Below are 15,567 nucleotides of genomic sequence, written 5' to 3'. Positions count from 1 at the left end.
ATGGATTACGAATTTCTGCGCGATATTACCGGAGTGGTAAAGGTGCGTATGTCCATGGGGCATGAAGTGGTCGGGCACTGGTTTAATGAAGAGGTGAAAGAAAACCTGGCCTTGCTTGATGAAGTGGAACAAGCAGCGCACGCACTGAAAGGTAGCGAACGGTCCTGGCAACGGGCAGGGCATGAATACACCCTGTGGATGGACGGTGAAGAGGTGATGGTTCGCGCCAATCAACTGGAATTCGCTGGCGATGAAATGGAAGAGGGGATGAACTACTACGACGAAGAAAGCCTGTCGCTATGCGGCGTTGAGGATTTTCTGCAGGTCGTGGCGGCTTACCGCAATTTCGTGCAGCAGAAGTAAATAAATCTGGCGGAGCCTGGAGCTCCGCCAGAGCCGTTAAACAGCTGGCATATTGCGCCCGTAATAAATCTCGCGCATTTCTTTCCACAGCGCAGCGGTAATTTCCTGGCGCTCGCTGTCGGTTAAATCTTCCGGTTTGGTGTGGAACATGTAGTGCTTAAGGTCGAACTCTTTAAGCAACATCTTGGTATGGAAGATATTTTCCTGATAGACGTTTACATCCACCATGTCATACAGCGCCTTCATATCGTCAGACATAAAGTTCTGAATCGAATTAATCTCATGGTCGATAAAGTGCTTCATACCGTTAATGTCGCGGGTAAAACCGCGCACGCGATAATCAATGGTTACGATATCGGACTCAAGCTGGTGGATCAGGTAATTCAGCGCCTTCAGCGGAGAAATCACGCCGCAGGTAGAGACTTCAATATCGGCGCGGAAGGTACATAAACCACCTTCAGGATGGCTTTCCGGGTAGGTATGTACGCAAATATGACTTTTATCGAGATGGGCAACGACCGTTTCTGGCAGTGGGCCGGGGTGTTCTGTTTTGTCGATGAGTTTCGGGTCAACCGGTTCTTCACTCACCAGAATAGTGACGCTGGCACCCTGTGGTTCGTAATCTTGGCGGGCGATGTTAAGAATATTGGCCCCGATAATGGAACAGGTTTCTGACAGGATTTCGGTCAGACGGTTGGCATTATAGAGTTCATCGATATAAGCAATATAACCGTCGCGCTCTTCGGCAGTTTTGGCGTAGCAGATATCGTAAATACAAAAACTCAGACTTTTGGTCAGATTATTAAAGCCATGCAGTTTCAGTTTTTTCAATCTCTTATCTTCTCCTTAGGACGGCTGTGAAGCCAGTGCATCTTGCAGATACTGAGGTAAGGCAAAAGCTGCCGTATGGATTGCCGGATTGTAATAACGGCATTTCAGGCCAGAAGCGAGAAAACGCGCCTGAATAATTTCGGTTGAGAGATGGCGTAAGGCGTCGTTATCTGTCGCCCATGCAAAAGTCATGATACCGCCGTAATAGGTCGGGATCGCCGCCTGATAAAAGCCAACGTCGCTGAAGTAATGGCTGAGTTTGCGATGGCTGTCGATGGCTTCTTCCTGCTGTAAAAAGCAGACGCCGTTTTGTGCGACGAAGATACCGCTAGGATTCAGGCAACGTTTGCAGCCTTCATAAAATGCTGAGGTGAACAGACTTTCGCCGGGACCGATAGGATCGGTGCAGTCGGAGATAATGACATCAAAGGTCTGGCTGGTTTGATTAACGAAATTGACGCCATCGTCGATCACCAGCTTAAAGCGCGGATCGTCGTAGCTACCGGCGTTATGGTTGGGCAGATACTGACGGCAGAACGACACGACACCCGCATCGATTTCCACCATCGTGATTGACTCAACGTTTTTATGTCGGGTTACTTCACGCAGCATGGCACCGTCGCCGCCGCCGATAATCAGCACATGTTTCGCGTGACCGTGGGCCAGTAGCGGAACATGGGTCATCATCTCATGATAGATAAACTCGTCGCGCTCGGTGGTTTGTACTACGCCATCCAGCGCCATTACGCGACCAAATGCAGCGTTCTCAAAAATGATCAGATCTTGGTGATCGGTCTTTTCATGATACAGAACGTTATCTACCGCAAAGTACTGCCCAAACTGGTCGTGTAGCGTTTCATGCCACTGTTTTTTTTCGGCCATGGGTTGATACCTCCTTTGTTAACACCCGTAAAAAAAGGGCGCAACATAATAGCTAACATTGACCGCGGATGCACGGTCAATATTTCTACAAAAAGGTATCAGGGATTATTTGACGTAGGCAAGCAGGCTTAAGGAATCGCGGGCCAGGGCTTTGCACTTTTTAGCGACGGGAATGCCAATGCCGCTGAGATCGCGGTAGCTGTCTTCACCGAGGGCTTTCATGTCGAAGGTGTCGTAATTACTGAGATCCCACTGGTTTTGCTGGGCGAAAAAGACCAGTGCGCGACGAATTTGCCCGTTAGGTAAGTTCTGGTAACCACAATCGTTCTTCAGAAAGACAAAAACTGCCGTTAAATCGGCCATATCTTCGGCTTCAGACTCGCTGAGCGCGTAACTGTTTGCGCAAACGGCCATCAGACTGCCGAATAACACTGTTCTGAAAAACGTCTTCATTGCTTCTACCAGGGGCTTAAAGAAGATAAACGTTAGCACACTGCGAGCGAGGCGACGACCATTATTGTCGATTAAATTGTGTCTGCGGCTTGACCTTCCCGTAAGGGGAAGGACTATGCTCAACGTTTGATTTTGTTTCGCCTGCTTAAGAATAAGGAAATAACTATGCAACGTCGTGATTTCTTAAAATATTCCGTCGCGCTGGGTGTGGCTTCAGCCTTGCCGCTGTGGAGCCGCGCAGTCTTTGCGGCGGAACGCCCAACGTTACCGATCCCTGATTTGCTCACGACCGATGCCCGTAATCGCATTCAGTTAACTATTGGCGCAGGTCAGTCTACCTTTGGCGAGAAAACTGCAACTACCTGGGGCTATAACGGCAATCTGCTGGGGCCGGCGGTGAAATTACAGCGCGGCAAAGCGGTAACGGTTGATATCTATAACCAACTGACGGAAGAGACGACGTTGCACTGGCACGGGCTGGAAGTACCGGGTGAAGTCGACGGCGGCCCGCAGGGAATTATTCCACCAGGTGGCAAGCGCTCGGTGACGTTGAACGTTGATCAACCTGCCGCTACTTGCTGGTTCCATCCACATCAACATGGCAAGACTGGGCGACAGGTGGCGATGGGGTTGGCTGGGCTGGTGGTAATTGAAGATGACGAGATCCTGAAATTAATGCTGCCAAAACAGTGGGGTATCGATGATGTTCCGGTGATTGTTCAGGATAAAAAATTTAACGCTGATGGGCAGATTGATTATCAACTGGATGTGATGACCGCCGCCGTGGGCTGGTTTGGCGATACGCTGCTGACCAACGGTGCAATCTACCCACAACACGCTGCCCCGCGTGGTTGGCTGCGCCTGCGTTTGCTCAATGGCTGTAATGCCCGCTCGCTCAATTTCGCCACCAGCGACAATCGCCCGCTGTATGTGATTGCCAGCGACGGTGGTCTGCTACCTGAACCGGTGAAGGTGAGCGAGCTGCCGGTGCTGATGGGCGAGCGTTTTGAAGTGCTGGTGGAGGTTAACGACAACAAACCCTTTGACCTGGTGACGCTACCGGTCAGCCAGATGGGGATGGCGATTGCGCCGTTTGACAAGCCGCATCCGGTAATGCGGATTCAGCCGATTGCTATTAGTGCCTCCGGTGCTTTGCCAGACACATTAAGTAGCCTGCCTGCGTTACCTTCGCTGGAAGGGCTGACGGTACGCAAGCTGCAACTTTCTATGGACCCGATGCTCGATATGATGGGTATGCAGATGCTAATGGAGAAATATGGCGATCAGGCGATGGCCGGAATGGATCACAGCCAGATGATGGGCCATATGGGGCACGGTAATATGAATCATATGAACCACGGCGGGAAGTTCGATTTCCACCATGCCAATAAAATCAACGGTCAGGCGTTTGATATGAATAAGCCGATGTTTGCGGCGGCGAAAGGGCAGTACGAACGTTGGGTTATCTCTGGCGTGGGCGACATGATGCTGCATCCGTTCCATATTCACGGCACGCAGTTCCGTATCTTGTCAGAAAATGGCAAACCGCCAGCGGCTCATCGCGCGGGCTGGAAAGATACCGTTAAGGTAGAAGGCAATGTCAGTGAAGTGCTGGTGAAGTTTAATCACGACGCACCGAAAGAACATGCTTATATGGCGCACTGCCATCTGCTGGAGCATGAAGATACGGGGATGATGTTAGGGTTTACGGTATAAAAAGACCGTATTCGGAAATATGCCCGGATCTCTCCGGGCATTATGGTTATTTCACATCATCCGGCAGGGCATAAGCCACAATATAGTCGCCCATCTTCGTACCAAATGAACCGTGACCGCCTGCGGAGATCACCACATACTGCTTACCATTCACTTCATAGGTCATTGGCGTCGCCTGACCACCCGCTGGTAAACGACCCTGCCACAGTTTTTCACCGTTGCTCATGTTGTAAGCGCGCAGGTAGTTATCTGCCGTAGCGGCGATAAACAGCACGTTACCCGCCGTGGAGATTGGCCCGCCCAGCATCGGCATACCCATATTGAACGGCACCGGTACAGGCATCGGGAACGGCATACTGTCCTGCGGCGTACCAATACGTTTCTTCCACACCACTTCATTGGTTTTCAGATCCAGCGCCGAGATATAACCCCATGCTGGCTGTTTACACGGCAGACCAAACGGTGAGAGGAACGGGTTGAGCGTGACACCATACGGTACACCGTACTGTGGCTGAATGCCGGATTCCGTACCCGTGCCTTTGGCATCTTTCGGCTGCTCCATCGGGTTACCCGGACCGCGTGGGATCAGTTTCGAAACAAACGGCAGTGCCATTGGGTTGGCAATTGCCACTTCACGATTTGGATCAACGGAAATCCCGCCCCATTCAAACATTCCCAGGTTACCCGGGAAGACCAGCGTGCCCTGTTCAGATGGCGGCGTGAAAATGCCTTCATAGCGCATCTGGTGGAACATCACGCGGCACACCAGTTGGTCAAACATGGTGGCTCCCCACATATCCGCACCGCTCAAATCTTTCTTCGGACGGAAGCTCAGTTCAGAGAACGGCTGGGTCGGAGTAACGTAATCGCCTTTCGCAGCACCTTGCGGCACCGGTTTTTCCGGGGCCGGAACCACCAGTTCGCCATTGCGACGATCGAGCACAAAAATGTTGCCGGTTTTCGCCGGAGCGTAAATAACTGGCACTTTCTGACCATTAACGGTGATGTCCGCCAGCGTCGGCTGTGCCGGAAGATCCATGTCCCACAGGTCGTGGTGAACGGTCTGGTAGCTCCACGCCAGTTTCCCGGTAGTGGCATTCAGCGCCAGAATCGAGCTGGCATAACGTTCCTGTTCCGGTGTGCGGTTACCGCCCCAGATATCCGGCGTGGTCACGCCCATCGGCAGATAGACCAGATCCAGCTTCGCGTCATAGGCCGCTGGTGCTCAGGAGTTTGGCGAGTTAAAGGTAAAGGTGTGTTCGTCAGACGGGATTGCGTTCGGATCTTTCGCGCCGGGATCAAAAGCCCACAGCAGCTCCCCGGTGTTGACATCAAAACCACGGATCACGCCAGACGTTTCGCGGGTTGAGAAGTTATCGGTAACTGAACCTGCCATCACGATGGTTTTATCGGTGATAATCGGTGGCGAAGTCGGTTCATACAGACCCGGTTTGGTGTCTGGCATATTGCTTTGCAGATTGAGCACGCCTTTATTGGCGAAGGTTTCGCACAGTTTGCCGTTTTCAGCGTTAATCGCAATCAGTCGACCATCATTGACCGGAAGAATGATACGACGCGGGCAATCCGCCATCACTTCCGGCGAAGCCGTTTCTGCTTTGGCTTCATGATAAGAGACGCCACGGCAGGTTACGTGCTGGAAAGACTCGTTAGTTTTCAGCTTAGGATCGTAATGCCATTTCTCTTTGCCGCTGGCGGCATCGAGCGCAAACAGGCGCTGGTGAGCGGTACACAGGTAAAGGGTGTCGCCCACTTTAATCGGCGTCACTTCATTGGTGATTTCGCCCGGATCGTTCGGCTGCTTCACATCGCCAGTACGGAACACCCAGGCTTCTTTCAGATTATGGACGTTATCGGCGTTAATTTGTTTCAGAGGTGAAAAGCGTTGACCTTCCTGATTGCGACCATAGGCAGGCCAGTCCTGATCGGCAACGGGTGAGATAGCTTCCGCAGGTGTGGCATCGGCGCTTAAGGTGCCGTTGATTTCCTGCGGATCGTTAAATCCGGCCCAGGTCAGGATACTACCGCTAATCAGCAGTGCCACCACCAGTGCGGCAACTGCGCCGCTGGCAGGAATGACCAGGCGACGCCAGACAAACGGCAGGATCAGCCAGATGCCGAAGAAGACCAGAATATCGCTGCGCGGAGTCAGCGCCCAGAAGTCGAAACCAACTTCCCAGACGCCCCAAATCATGGTGCCGAGCAGCAGGGCGGCGTATAGCCAAAGCGCGGCACGTTTACTGCGCCACAGCATCCAGGCGACGCCGAGCATCACAAGGCCAGCGATAGGGTAGTACCAGGAGCCGCCAATCGCGACCAGCCAGCCTCCGCCAATGAGTAGATACAGCCCGCAAAGCGCTGCAAAAAGGACTGTTAGCGTGACGAGTAATCGTCGCGAGCCTGTATTGTTAATTGCCATAAAGAGACACCATTTCAATTCATTAATATTTTAGTAGCAATTAATTATAGGTTTTAACATGTGTGATCGTCATCACAATTCGAGCTTTATTAACAGATTCCGCGAATGAATAGTTTTACTGGTATACTGCGTGTCTTGCGCTTTGTTGCGGTGCCAAAACCTGCCCGTGCGAAGTGATTTGTTTTTTAATCATATGGTTAGAGATATGAAACATACTGTAGAAGTAATGATCCCCGAAGCGGAGATTAAAGCGCGTATCGCCGAACTGGGTCGTCAGATTACTGAGCGTTACAAAGACAGCGGCAGCGATATGGTGCTGGTGGGGCTGCTGCGTGGCTCATTTATGTTTGTGGCGGACCTGTGCCGTGAAGTTCAGGTATCTCATGAAGTCGACTTTATGACCGCCTCCAGCTACGGTAGCGGCATGTCCACCACCCGTGATGTGAAAATCCTCAAAGATCTGGATGAAGATATCCGTGGCAAGGACGTGCTGATTGTTGAAGATATCATCGACTCGGGGAATACACTGTCGAAAGTGCGTGAGATCTTAAGCCTGCGCGAACCGAAGTCGCTGGCGATTTGTACGCTGCTGGATAAACCGTCCCGTCGTGAAGTGAACGTCCCGGTAGAATTTATCGGTTTCTCGATCCCGGATGAGTTTGTGGTGGGTTACGGCATTGATTACGCACAGCGTTACCGTCATCTGCCGTATATCGGCAAAGTGATTCTGCTGGACGAGTAAGTGTGAAGTTGCCGGATGTGTTGCATCCGGCATGGCATTTTTATTTGTGGTTGGCGTGTTTCAGCTTGAGGTTGGAAATCCCGTGACGGTAACGTTGCTCAAGGGTTTCGCGGTTGGTGGCAGTAACATCCAGATCACGCAGCAAGCCGTCGTGAATGCCATAGGCCCAGCCGTGAATGGTAACTTTCTGCCCGCGTTTCCACGCTGATTGCATAATGGTGGAGTGGCCTAGGTTATACACCTGTTCCATGACGTTCAGTTCACACAAGGTATCCAGACGGCGCTCTTGCGGCATTTCGCCGAGCAATGAGCTATGTTTGAACCAGATATCGCGGATATGCAGCAGCCAGTTGTTGATAAGCCCCAGTTCCGGGTTTTCAACTGCGGCTTGTACGCCGCCGCAACCGTAGTGGCCACAGATAATAATGTGTTCAACTTCTAGTACATCCACTGCATACTGAACCACGGAAAGGCAGTTCAGGTCGGTGTGAATGACCAGGTTAGCAACATTACGGTGAACAAAGAGTTCGCCCGGCTCAAGACCGGTTAAACGTTCTGCAGGAACGCGACTGTCGGAACATCCAATCCATAGAAAGTGCGGTTTTTGCGCTTGTGCCAGTTTCTCAAAAAACCCGGGATCCTCTTCCACCAGCATTTTTGACCATAGTGCATTGTTGCTGATGAGTGTATCTATGTCTTTCATGGAGGTTAACGACCTGTAACCAAATAATTACGTTTGGCTAATATAGGGCAACTCCGGGACGATTTAAACCACAGATAAAGTGTAAGAACGTAAGGTAAGTAAAAATTTATGACCATTGCACTGGAACTTCAACAGCTTAAAAAAACCTATCCAGGCGGCGTTCAGGCGCTTCGTGGAATAGATTTGCAGGTCGAAGCGGGTGATTTTTATGCGCTTCTCGGGCCGAACGGGGCCGGGAAATCGACCACTATCGGTATTATCAGCTCTCTGGTAAATAAAACCTCCGGGCGGGTCAGCGTATTTGGTTACGATCTCGAGAAGGATGTCGTGAACGCTAAACGTCAGTTGGGACTGGTGCCGCAGGAATTTAACTTCAACCCGTTTGAAACCGTGCAGCAAATTGTGGTGAATCAGGCAGGGTACTACGGCGTGGAGCGCAAAGAAGCGTACATCCGCAGCGAAAAATATCTCAAACAACTCGATTTATGGGGAAAACGCAACGAACGTGCGCGTATGTTATCTGGCGGGATGAAGCGCCGTTTAATGATTGCCCGTGCGTTAATGCATGAACCTAAACTACTGATTCTCGACGAACCGACCGCAGGCGTGGATATTGAACTTCGCCGCTCAATGTGGGGCTTTTTGAAGGATTTAAACGACAAAGGCACCACCATCATTCTCACTACACACTACCTGGAAGAAGCAGAAATGCTGTGCCGCAATATCGGCATTATTCAACACGGTGAGCTGGTGGAAAATACCTCGATGAAGGCGCTGCTGGCGAAGCTGAAATCGGAAACCTTTATTCTCGATCTCGCACCGAAAAGCCCGTTACCGAAGCTCGATGGCTATCAGTATCGACTGGTCGATACCGCGACGCTGGAAGTTGAAGTGCTGCGTGAGCAGGGGATCAACAGCGTATTTACGCAGTTAAGTGAGCAGGGCATTCAGGTATTAAGTATGCGTAACAAAGCTAACCGTCTGGAAGAGCTGTTTGTTTCACTGGTTAATGAAAAACAAGGAGATCGCGCATGATGCATCTTTACTGGGTGGCGCTAAAAAGCATCTGGGCGAAAGAGATCCATCGCTTTATGCGTATCTGGGTGCAGACGCTGGTGCCGCCAGTCATCACCATGACCCTTTACTTTATTATCTTCGGTAACCTGATAGGTTCGCGTATTGGCGATATGCATGGCTTCAGCTATATGCAGTTCATCGTACCGGGGCTGATCATGATGTCGGTGATCACCAATGCCTACGCTAACGTCGCGTCATCATTTTTTGGTGCCAAGTTCCAGCGTAATATTGAAGAGCTGCTGGTAGCGCCGGTTCCGACTCACGTCATTATTGCCGGATATGTCGGCGGTGGCGTGGCGCGTGGTCTGTTTGTTGGCATTCTGGTGACGGCAATTTCACTGTTTTTTGTGCCGTTTCAGGTGCATTCGTGGGTATTCGTTGCCTTAACCCTAGTGCTCACGGCGGTGCTATTCTCCCTTGCGGGTTTGCTGAACGGCGTGTTTGCCAAAACGTTCGATGACATCAGCCTGGTGCCAACCTTTGTGTTAACGCCACTCACGTATTTGGGCGGGGTGTTTTACTCCCTGACTTTGTTGCCGCCGTTCTGGCAAGGGCTGTCGCACCTGAACCCAATCGTTTATATGATCAGTGGTTTCCGCTACGGCTTCCTCGGTATAAATGATGTGCCGCTGGCCACTACCTTTGGCGTACTGGTGGTCTTTATTGTGGTGTTTTATTTGATCTGTTGGTCGCTGATCCAACGTGGACGTGGTTTGCGTAGCTAAGGCTATTTCCTCTCCTCTGGATTCGGGGGAGAGGAGTTTTGACGGCTATCACCCTTTATCAACAATGGTCAGGATAGACTGATTTCGGCTAAGGAGGAAGGCGATGTTAGGTTGGGTAATTACCTGTCACGATGACCGGGCGCAAGAGATACTGGATGCGCTGGAGAAAAAACATGGGGCACTTCTTCAGTGCCGGGCCGTGAATTTCTGGCGCGGATTAAGCTCTAATATGCTCAGCCGCATGATGTGCGATGCTCTGCATGAAGCGGACTCTGGTGAGGGTGTCATCTTCTTAACCGATATAGCCGGAGCGCCACCGTACCGCGTGGCTTCATTATTAAGCCATAAACACTCCCGTTGTGAAGTGATTTCTGGTGTCACGTTACTGTTAATTGAACAGATGATGGCTTGCCGTGAAACCATGACCAGTTCAGAGTTTCGCGAGCGTATTGTCGAACTGGGTGCGCCGGAGGTGAGTAGTCTTTGGCACCAACAACAAAAAAATCCGCCTTTTGTCCTCAAACATAATTTGTATGAGTATTAACCCGCGATTCTGATGGCGCTTTTGCTACAATACAAGCGTTGTTTCACCCTCGGTTATTTTTTCATGTATAAACAAGCTGTTATTCATCCTGCTGATGCTGTTTACCGCAAGCGTTAGTGCCGCGTTACCTGCCCGTTATATGCAAACCATCGAAAATGCTGCGATCTGGGCGCAAATTGGCGACAAGATGGTGACCGTGGGGAATATTCGGGCCGGGCAAATCATCGCCGTGGAGCCCACTGCCGCAAGTTATTACGCATTTAATTTTGGCTTTGGTAAAGGGTTTATCGATAAAGGGCATCTCGAGCCAGTTCAGGGGCGACAAAAAGTTGAAGACGGTTTGGGTGACCTCAACAAGCCGCTGAGTAATCAGAACTTAATTACCTGGAAAGATACGCCGGTCTATAACGCGCCGAGTGCGGGCAGTGCGCCATTTGGGGTACTGGCGGACAATTTGCGCTACCCGATTTTGCATAAACTGAAAGACAGGTTAAATCAAACCTGGTATCAGATCCGTATTGGCGATCGACTGGCCTATATCAGCGCGCTGGATGCCCAACCCGATAATGGCCTGCCGGTGCTAACCTATCACCATATTCTGCGCGATGAAGAAAACACCCGTTTTCGCCATACTTCGACGACCACCTCAGTACGCGCTTTCAATAACCAGATGGCCTGGCTGCGCGACAGGGGATACGCGACACTGAGCATGGTGCAGCTGGAAGGTTACGTGAAGAATAAGATCAATCTCCCTGCGCGAGCGGTGGTGATTACCTTTGATGATGGCCTCAAATCGGTGAGCCGCTATGCGTATCCCGTGTTGAAACAATATGGCATGAAGGCGACGGCGTTTATTGTTACCTCGCGCATCAAACGTCACCCGCAGAAGTGGGACCCAAAATCGCTGCAATTTATGAGCGTTTCTGAACTTAACGAAATTCGCGATGTTTTTGATTTCCAGTCACATACCCATTTTTTGCATCGGGTGGATGGTTATCGCCGCCCCATATTACTGAGCCGTAGTGAACACAATATTCTGTTTGATTTTGCACGTTCACGCCGCGCTCTGGCGCAATTTAATCCGCATGTCTGGTATCTTTCGTATCCGTTTGGCGGATTTAATGACAAAGCCGTGAAGGCAGCAAACGATGCCGGATTTCACCTGGCGGTGACAACCATGAAAGGCAAAGTAAAACCGGGGGATAATCCGTTGTTACTAAAACGACTTTATATCTTAAGAACGGATTCGCTGGAGACGATGTCGCGGCTGGTGAGTAACCAGCCGCAGGGATAACAATCAAGCAACCTGTACCGGAATCGCTTTCGCGGTACGTTTCATTTCATTGTCGCCTTCAAAATAGGCGACGTTGGGTCGCCAGGTGCGAGCTTCTTCATCTGGCATGGTAACGAAGCTGGCGATGATGACAATATCGCCGACACTGGCGCAGTGGGCCGCCGCACCGTTAACAGAAATAATTCTCGAACCGCGTTCTGCCGCGATGGCATAAGTGGAGAAACGCTTGCCGTTGGTGACATTCCAGATATCAATGGCTTCGTTTTCGAGAATACCGGCTGCGTCAAGAAAATCCTGGTCAATGGCGCAAGAACCTTCATAGTGCAGGTCCGCATGAGTCACTTTCACGCGGTGGAGTTTGCCCTGCAGCATCGTGCGAATCATAACTTCTACCTTTCTACCCTGTCGTTAACGAAGCAGGCGATGCCTGCTTTGAGGAAATTCTCACGCAGTATTGCCCGATTTTTGTTTAGTGTCTACTCATCTGACGGCATTTACATCAGCAGTTTGCGTACCGTGCCGAAGCGTGCCATGTAACGGCTGTAACCAATTGAAATTTCTCTGAACGCTGCTCGGTAAACACTAAAGAGGTGGCTGACGATGGCACGCCTTGACTGGATACTGCCTTCACGCAAGACAACACGGAAGGCAGGGAAGATGGATGCACCGAGTACCACACCGCATGATGCAGTGTTTAAACAATTTTTAATGCACGCGGAGACGGCTCGCGACTTTCTGGAGATACATTTGCCAGTGGAATTACGAGAACTTTGTGACCTCAACACGCTTCATTTAGAGTCGGGGAGTTTCATTGAAGAGAGCCTGAAAGGACACAGCACGGACGTGCTCTATTCCGTGCAAATGCAGGGCAATCCCGGTTATCTGCATGTTGTGATTGAACACCAAAGCAAGCCGGATAAGAAAATGGCCTTTCGCATGATGCGTTATTCTATTGCTGCCATGCACCGGCATCTGGAGGCGGATCACGATAAGCTGCCGCTGGTGGTGCCGATACTGTTTTATCAGGGCGAGGCCACACCTTATCCGCTCTCAATGTGCTGGTTTGATATATTTTACTCGCCGGAGCTGGCACGACGCGTCTATAACAGTCCTTTCCCGCTGGTGGATATCACCATCACACCGGATGACGAAATCATGCAACATCGGCGGATTGCGATTCTCGAACTACTGCAAAAACATATTCGCCAGCGCGACTTAATGTTATTGCTGGAGCAACTGGTCACGCTGATTGACGAAGGGTACACTAGCGGAAGTCAGTTAGTTGCCATGCAAAACTATATGCTGCAACGCGGTCATACTGAACAAGCGGATTTGTTTTATGGTGTGCTGAGAGACAGGGAAACGGGAGGGGAGTCTATGATGACGCTGGCGCAGTGGTTTGAAGAGAAAGGGATTGAGAAGGGGATTCAGCAGGGAAGACAGGAGGAAAGGCAAGAATTCGCCCAGCGTTTTCTGAGTAAAGGGATGTCTCGGGAAGACGTTGCAGAGATGACAAATTTATCTCTTGCTGAGATTGATAGGCTGATTAACTAAGTTGTCTGCGTTATGAATAATTGCTTACAGACGCCATCGCCATGACGTGGGGCAAATTAATAATTGGCGCCATCAGCCGTAGCGCCAGTTATACTCGTCATACTTTAAATTGCATGTGCTGTGTCTGCGTTCGCTAACCCCAGTCACTTACTTATGTAAGCTCCTGGGGATTAATGAGAGACATCCATGTCTCTCACCGAAGGCCAGCCTGCGGCTGGGCAAATTCGTTCCTGACGAATTTGTCACTCGCTTGCCGCCTTCCTGCAACTTGAATTATTTAGAGTAAAAGCATTACGCCAGTTCGACGATTTTGTTGTCGATCAGGCGGGCATCGCCAAGCCAGGCGGCTACCAGAATTACAGCTCGTTTGCTGGTTTCAGAGACTTCCAGCAACGTGTCGGCATCGCGAATCTGAATATCATCGGCGCGGAAGCCTTTTTCATTCAGTTCTTGCCCTGCAATGGCAATAATTTCATCAAGATCCCGCTCGCCAGCCTGCAATTTGTCGGCAATTGAACTTAAAACTTTGTACAGACCGGGCGCAATTTTGCGTTGTTCCGCCGTCAGATAACCATTACGGGAACTGAGCGCAAGGCCATCTTTGGCGCGCATAATCGGGACGCCGACAATTTCAATATCGAAGCCCATATCGGCAACCATTTTGCGGATTAGCGCCAGTTGCTGAAAGTCCTTTTCACCGAAGCAGGCGATGTCCGGCTGGACCAGGTTAAACAGCTTGCTGACGATAGTCGAAACGCCGCGAAAATGCCCCGGACGGCTCGCGCCTTCCAGCATGGTCGAAAGCCCGGGAACGTCAACGTAAGTATGGGTTTCAGTACCGTTCGGGTAGATCTCTTTTACCGAAGGGGCGAAAACTAAATCCACTTTACGTTTGTTTAGCTTCTCGCAGTCCTCCTGCAAGGTCCGTGGATAACGTGCCAGATCTTCCGGGCGGTCGAACTGCATCGGGTTAACGAAAATACTGACGACGACCACATCGGCGCGGGCTTTGGCTTCGTCGACCAGCTTCATATGGCCATCGTGCAGATTACCCATAGTAGGCACCAGCGCCACGCGCTTGCCTTCCATACGCAGGCGGCGAATTTGCTGACGCAGCAGCGGCAGGGTTTCGATAATTAACACAACGTGACTCCTTAATGGAAACTGTGTTCTTCGCCCGGATAAACGCCGGACTCCACTTCAGCCATATACTGCCGCACAGCCGCGCGGATGTCGCCCGTTTCGGCGAGGAAATTTTTAGCGAATTTAGGAATGTGACCGCCGGTAATGCCGAAGGCGTCGTGCATCACGAGGATCTGCCCGTCAGTGACGTTGCCTGCGCCAATGCCAATAACCGGGATCGCCAGTGCTTCGGTAATACGTTTTGCCAGTTCAACCGGCACGCATTCCAGCACCAGCAGCTGTGCCCCAGCGGCTTCTAAGGCTAATGCATCGCTGAGTAGTTGATCGCCCGCTTCATCGCCGCGCCCCTGAACTTTGTAGCCACCGAAAATATTCACTGACTGTGGGGTTAAACCTAAGTGACCACATACAGGAACGGCACGTTCGGTCAGCATTTTTACGGTTTCGACCAGCCACTCACCGCCCTCAATTTTGACCATATTGGCACCGGCACGCATAACCGTTGCGGCGTTTTCAAAGGCTTGTTCCGGCGTGGCATACGCCATAAACGGCAGGTCAGCCAACAGCAGGCAGTTTGGCGCACCACGACGTACGGAGGCAGTGTGGTAGGCGATATCGGCAACGGTCACCGGCAGGGTGGAGTCGTGACCCTGAACCGTCATGCCCAGCGAGTCGCCTACCAGCATGACGTTAAGTCCTTCATCAGCAAATAGTTTCGCGAAGCTGTAGTCGTAAGCGGTGATGGTCGCGAAACGCTTTTTATCCTGCTTACATTTCTGAAGTGAAGCAATGGTGGTCGGTTTCATAACGTGTCCTGATAAATGATGTCGTGTTGCCTGGCATTTTATCAGTCACATTGGTGGGGGCAATGATTTATCAATTACCGCACCGCCAGATGATGGCGGTGCGGTGGACTTATTAAGGGTAGGTTACTTGGAAAGTACTGGTGGCTTTAAACTCACCAGCTTCTATTGGTATAGTTCCATCCTGTTGTAGCGTGGCCTTGAAGTGGTCAACAAAAACTGGCCACCGAGTTAGAGTTTTTCCAGTATCGATTTTCCGATTCGTTTGGGGGTAACCCACCGTTATATTCGTGCGGTCTT

General features: G+C 51.0%; 14 protein-coding genes and 3 pseudogenes. 8 read left to right on the top strand and 9 right to left on the bottom strand.

The window, feature by feature from the left end:
- The gene (gene yacL, locus BGK49_RS11600; protein WP_000384306.1) at positions 1-363 is read left to right on the top strand and encodes a protein YacL; all 363 of its coding nucleotides are present in this window, start codon (positions 1-3) and stop codon (positions 361-363) included.
- A gap of 36 nt (positions 364-399) precedes the next feature.
- Here yacL and speD read toward each other — a convergent pair whose 3' ends face one another.
- The 3 genes from speD to BGK49_RS11585 all read right to left on the bottom strand — a co-directional run bounded on the left by speD (position 400) and on the right by BGK49_RS11585 (position 2,529).
- Positions 400-1,194: an adenosylmethionine decarboxylase gene (speD, locus tag BGK49_RS11595; RefSeq protein WP_000734287.1), complete on the bottom strand. Its 795-nt coding sequence runs from the start codon at positions 1,192-1,194 to the stop codon at positions 400-402.
- 15 nt (positions 1,195-1,209) lie between these two features.
- Positions 1,210-2,076, bottom strand: coding sequence for a polyamine aminopropyltransferase (gene speE / locus BGK49_RS11590; protein WP_000818420.1), 867 nt, complete (start codon positions 2,074-2,076; stop codon positions 1,210-1,212).
- 105 nt (positions 2,077-2,181) lie between these two features.
- On the bottom strand, positions 2,182-2,529 hold the full coding sequence (locus BGK49_RS11585; protein ID WP_001295568.1) for a YacC family pilotin-like protein: 348 nt from the start codon (positions 2,527-2,529) through the stop codon (positions 2,182-2,184).
- 165 nt (positions 2,530-2,694) lie between these two features.
- On the opposite strand from BGK49_RS11585, the gene cueO reads away from it, so the two are divergent.
- Positions 2,695-4,245, top strand: a complete 1,551-nt coding sequence (gene cueO, locus BGK49_RS11580; protein WP_001189607.1) for a multicopper oxidase CueO — start codon at positions 2,695-2,697, stop codon at positions 4,243-4,245.
- Between the two features lie 46 nt (positions 4,246-4,291).
- On the opposite strand, the pseudogene gcd reads toward cueO, so the two are convergent.
- Positions 4,292-6,682: pseudogene (gene gcd / locus BGK49_RS11575) on the bottom strand (quinoprotein glucose dehydrogenase).
- 205 nt (positions 6,683-6,887) lie between these two features.
- On the opposite strand from gcd, the gene hpt reads away from it, so the two are divergent.
- Positions 6,888-7,424, top strand: a complete 537-nt coding sequence (gene hpt / locus BGK49_RS11570) for a hypoxanthine phosphoribosyltransferase (protein WP_005030877.1) — start codon at positions 6,888-6,890, stop codon at positions 7,422-7,424.
- Between the two features lie 40 nt (positions 7,425-7,464).
- Here hpt and can read toward each other — a convergent pair whose 3' ends face one another.
- Positions 7,465-8,127, bottom strand: a complete 663-nt coding sequence (can, locus tag BGK49_RS11565) for a carbonate dehydratase (RefSeq protein ID WP_000651584.1) — start codon at positions 8,125-8,127, stop codon at positions 7,465-7,467.
- A gap of 108 nt (positions 8,128-8,235) precedes the next feature.
- On the opposite strand from can, the gene BGK49_RS11560 reads away from it, so the two are divergent.
- From BGK49_RS11560 to BGK49_RS11545, 4 genes and pseudogenes are all read left to right on the top strand, one after another.
- A complete protein-coding gene (locus BGK49_RS11560) occupies positions 8,236-9,162 on the top strand; it encodes an ABC transporter ATP-binding protein (protein WP_000150637.1) in 927 nt (308 codons plus the stop codon).
- Positions 9,159-9,929 carry an ABC transporter permease gene (locus tag BGK49_RS11555; RefSeq protein ID WP_000972200.1) on the top strand — a complete coding sequence of 257 codons (771 nt, stop codon included), beginning with the start codon at positions 9,159-9,161 and terminating at the stop codon, positions 9,927-9,929. Before BGK49_RS11560 ends, BGK49_RS11555 begins: the two co-directional genes overlap by 4 nt.
- A gap of 103 nt (positions 9,930-10,032) precedes the next feature.
- Positions 10,033-10,473: a PTS sugar transporter subunit IIA gene (locus BGK49_RS11550; RefSeq protein ID WP_000901982.1), complete on the top strand. Its 441-nt coding sequence runs from the start codon at positions 10,033-10,035 to the stop codon at positions 10,471-10,473.
- A gap of 63 nt (positions 10,474-10,536) precedes the next feature.
- Positions 10,537-11,767, top strand: a pseudogene (locus tag BGK49_RS11545) (polysaccharide deacetylase family protein).
- Positions 11,768-11,770: 3 nt separating this feature from the next.
- On the opposite strand, the gene panD reads toward BGK49_RS11545, so the two are convergent.
- Positions 11,771-12,151, bottom strand: coding sequence for an aspartate 1-decarboxylase (panD, locus tag BGK49_RS11540; RefSeq protein ID WP_000621515.1), 381 nt, complete (start codon positions 12,149-12,151; stop codon positions 11,771-11,773).
- 273 nt (positions 12,152-12,424) lie between these two features.
- On the opposite strand from panD, the gene rpnC reads away from it, so the two are divergent.
- Positions 12,425-13,321, top strand: coding sequence for a recombination-promoting nuclease RpnC (rpnC, locus tag BGK49_RS11535; RefSeq protein WP_000339949.1), 897 nt, complete (start codon positions 12,425-12,427; stop codon positions 13,319-13,321).
- A 291-nt stretch (positions 13,322-13,612) separates the two neighbouring features.
- Here the strand turns inward: rpnC and panC are convergent, their stop codons facing one another.
- The 3 genes and pseudogenes from panC to BGK49_RS31445 form a co-directional block, all read right to left on the bottom strand.
- On the bottom strand, positions 13,613-14,464 hold the full coding sequence (panC, locus tag BGK49_RS11530; RefSeq protein ID WP_000905371.1) for a pantoate--beta-alanine ligase: 852 nt from the start codon (positions 14,462-14,464) through the stop codon (positions 13,613-13,615).
- A gap of 11 nt (positions 14,465-14,475) precedes the next feature.
- Positions 14,476-15,270, bottom strand: coding sequence for a 3-methyl-2-oxobutanoate hydroxymethyltransferase (gene panB, locus BGK49_RS11525; protein WP_000805451.1), 795 nt, complete (start codon positions 15,268-15,270; stop codon positions 14,476-14,478).
- Between the two features lie 112 nt (positions 15,271-15,382).
- Positions 15,383-15,475: pseudogene (locus BGK49_RS31445) on the bottom strand (hypothetical protein); the annotation flags it as partial.
- Positions 15,476-15,567: the final 92 nt, after the last annotated feature.

The sequence above is a fragment of the Shigella sp. FC1544 genome (assembly GCF_001722145.1).
Taxonomy (GTDB): domain Bacteria; phylum Pseudomonadota; class Gammaproteobacteria; order Enterobacterales; family Enterobacteriaceae; genus Escherichia; species Escherichia coli.
This window is presented reverse-complemented; position numbering and strand designations above follow the sequence as displayed.

Excerpts from the sequence above, each read along its gene's own strand:
- BGK49_RS11550 (WP_000901982.1), top strand. The coding sequence starts at position 10,033 with ATGTTAGGTTGGGTAATTACCTGTCACGATGACCGGGCGCAAGAGATA.
- panD (WP_000621515.1), bottom strand. The coding sequence starts at position 12,151 with ATGATTCGCACGATGCTGCAGGGCAAACTCCACCGCGTGAAAGTGACT.
- hpt (WP_005030877.1), top strand. The coding sequence starts at position 6,888 with ATGAAACATACTGTAGAAGTAATGATCCCCGAAGCGGAGATTAAAGCG.
- cueO (WP_001189607.1), top strand. The coding sequence starts at position 2,695 with ATGCAACGTCGTGATTTCTTAAAATATTCCGTCGCGCTGGGTGTGGCT.
- rpnC (WP_000339949.1), top strand. The coding sequence starts at position 12,425 with ATGGATGCACCGAGTACCACACCGCATGATGCAGTGTTTAAACAATTT.
- panB (WP_000805451.1), bottom strand. The coding sequence starts at position 15,270 with ATGAAACCGACCACCATTGCTTCACTTCAGAAATGTAAGCAGGATAAA.
- BGK49_RS11555 (WP_000972200.1), top strand. The coding sequence starts at position 9,159 with ATGATGCATCTTTACTGGGTGGCGCTAAAAAGCATCTGGGCGAAAGAG.
- can (WP_000651584.1), bottom strand. The coding sequence starts at position 8,127 with ATGAAAGACATAGATACACTCATCAGCAACAATGCACTATGGTCAAAA.
- BGK49_RS11585 (WP_001295568.1), bottom strand. The coding sequence starts at position 2,529 with ATGAAGACGTTTTTCAGAACAGTGTTATTCGGCAGTCTGATGGCCGTT.
- BGK49_RS11560 (WP_000150637.1), top strand. The coding sequence starts at position 8,236 with ATGACCATTGCACTGGAACTTCAACAGCTTAAAAAAACCTATCCAGGC.
- yacL (WP_000384306.1), top strand. The coding sequence starts at position 1 with ATGGATTACGAATTTCTGCGCGATATTACCGGAGTGGTAAAGGTGCGT.
- speE (WP_000818420.1), bottom strand. The coding sequence starts at position 2,076 with ATGGCCGAAAAAAAACAGTGGCATGAAACGCTACACGACCAGTTTGGG.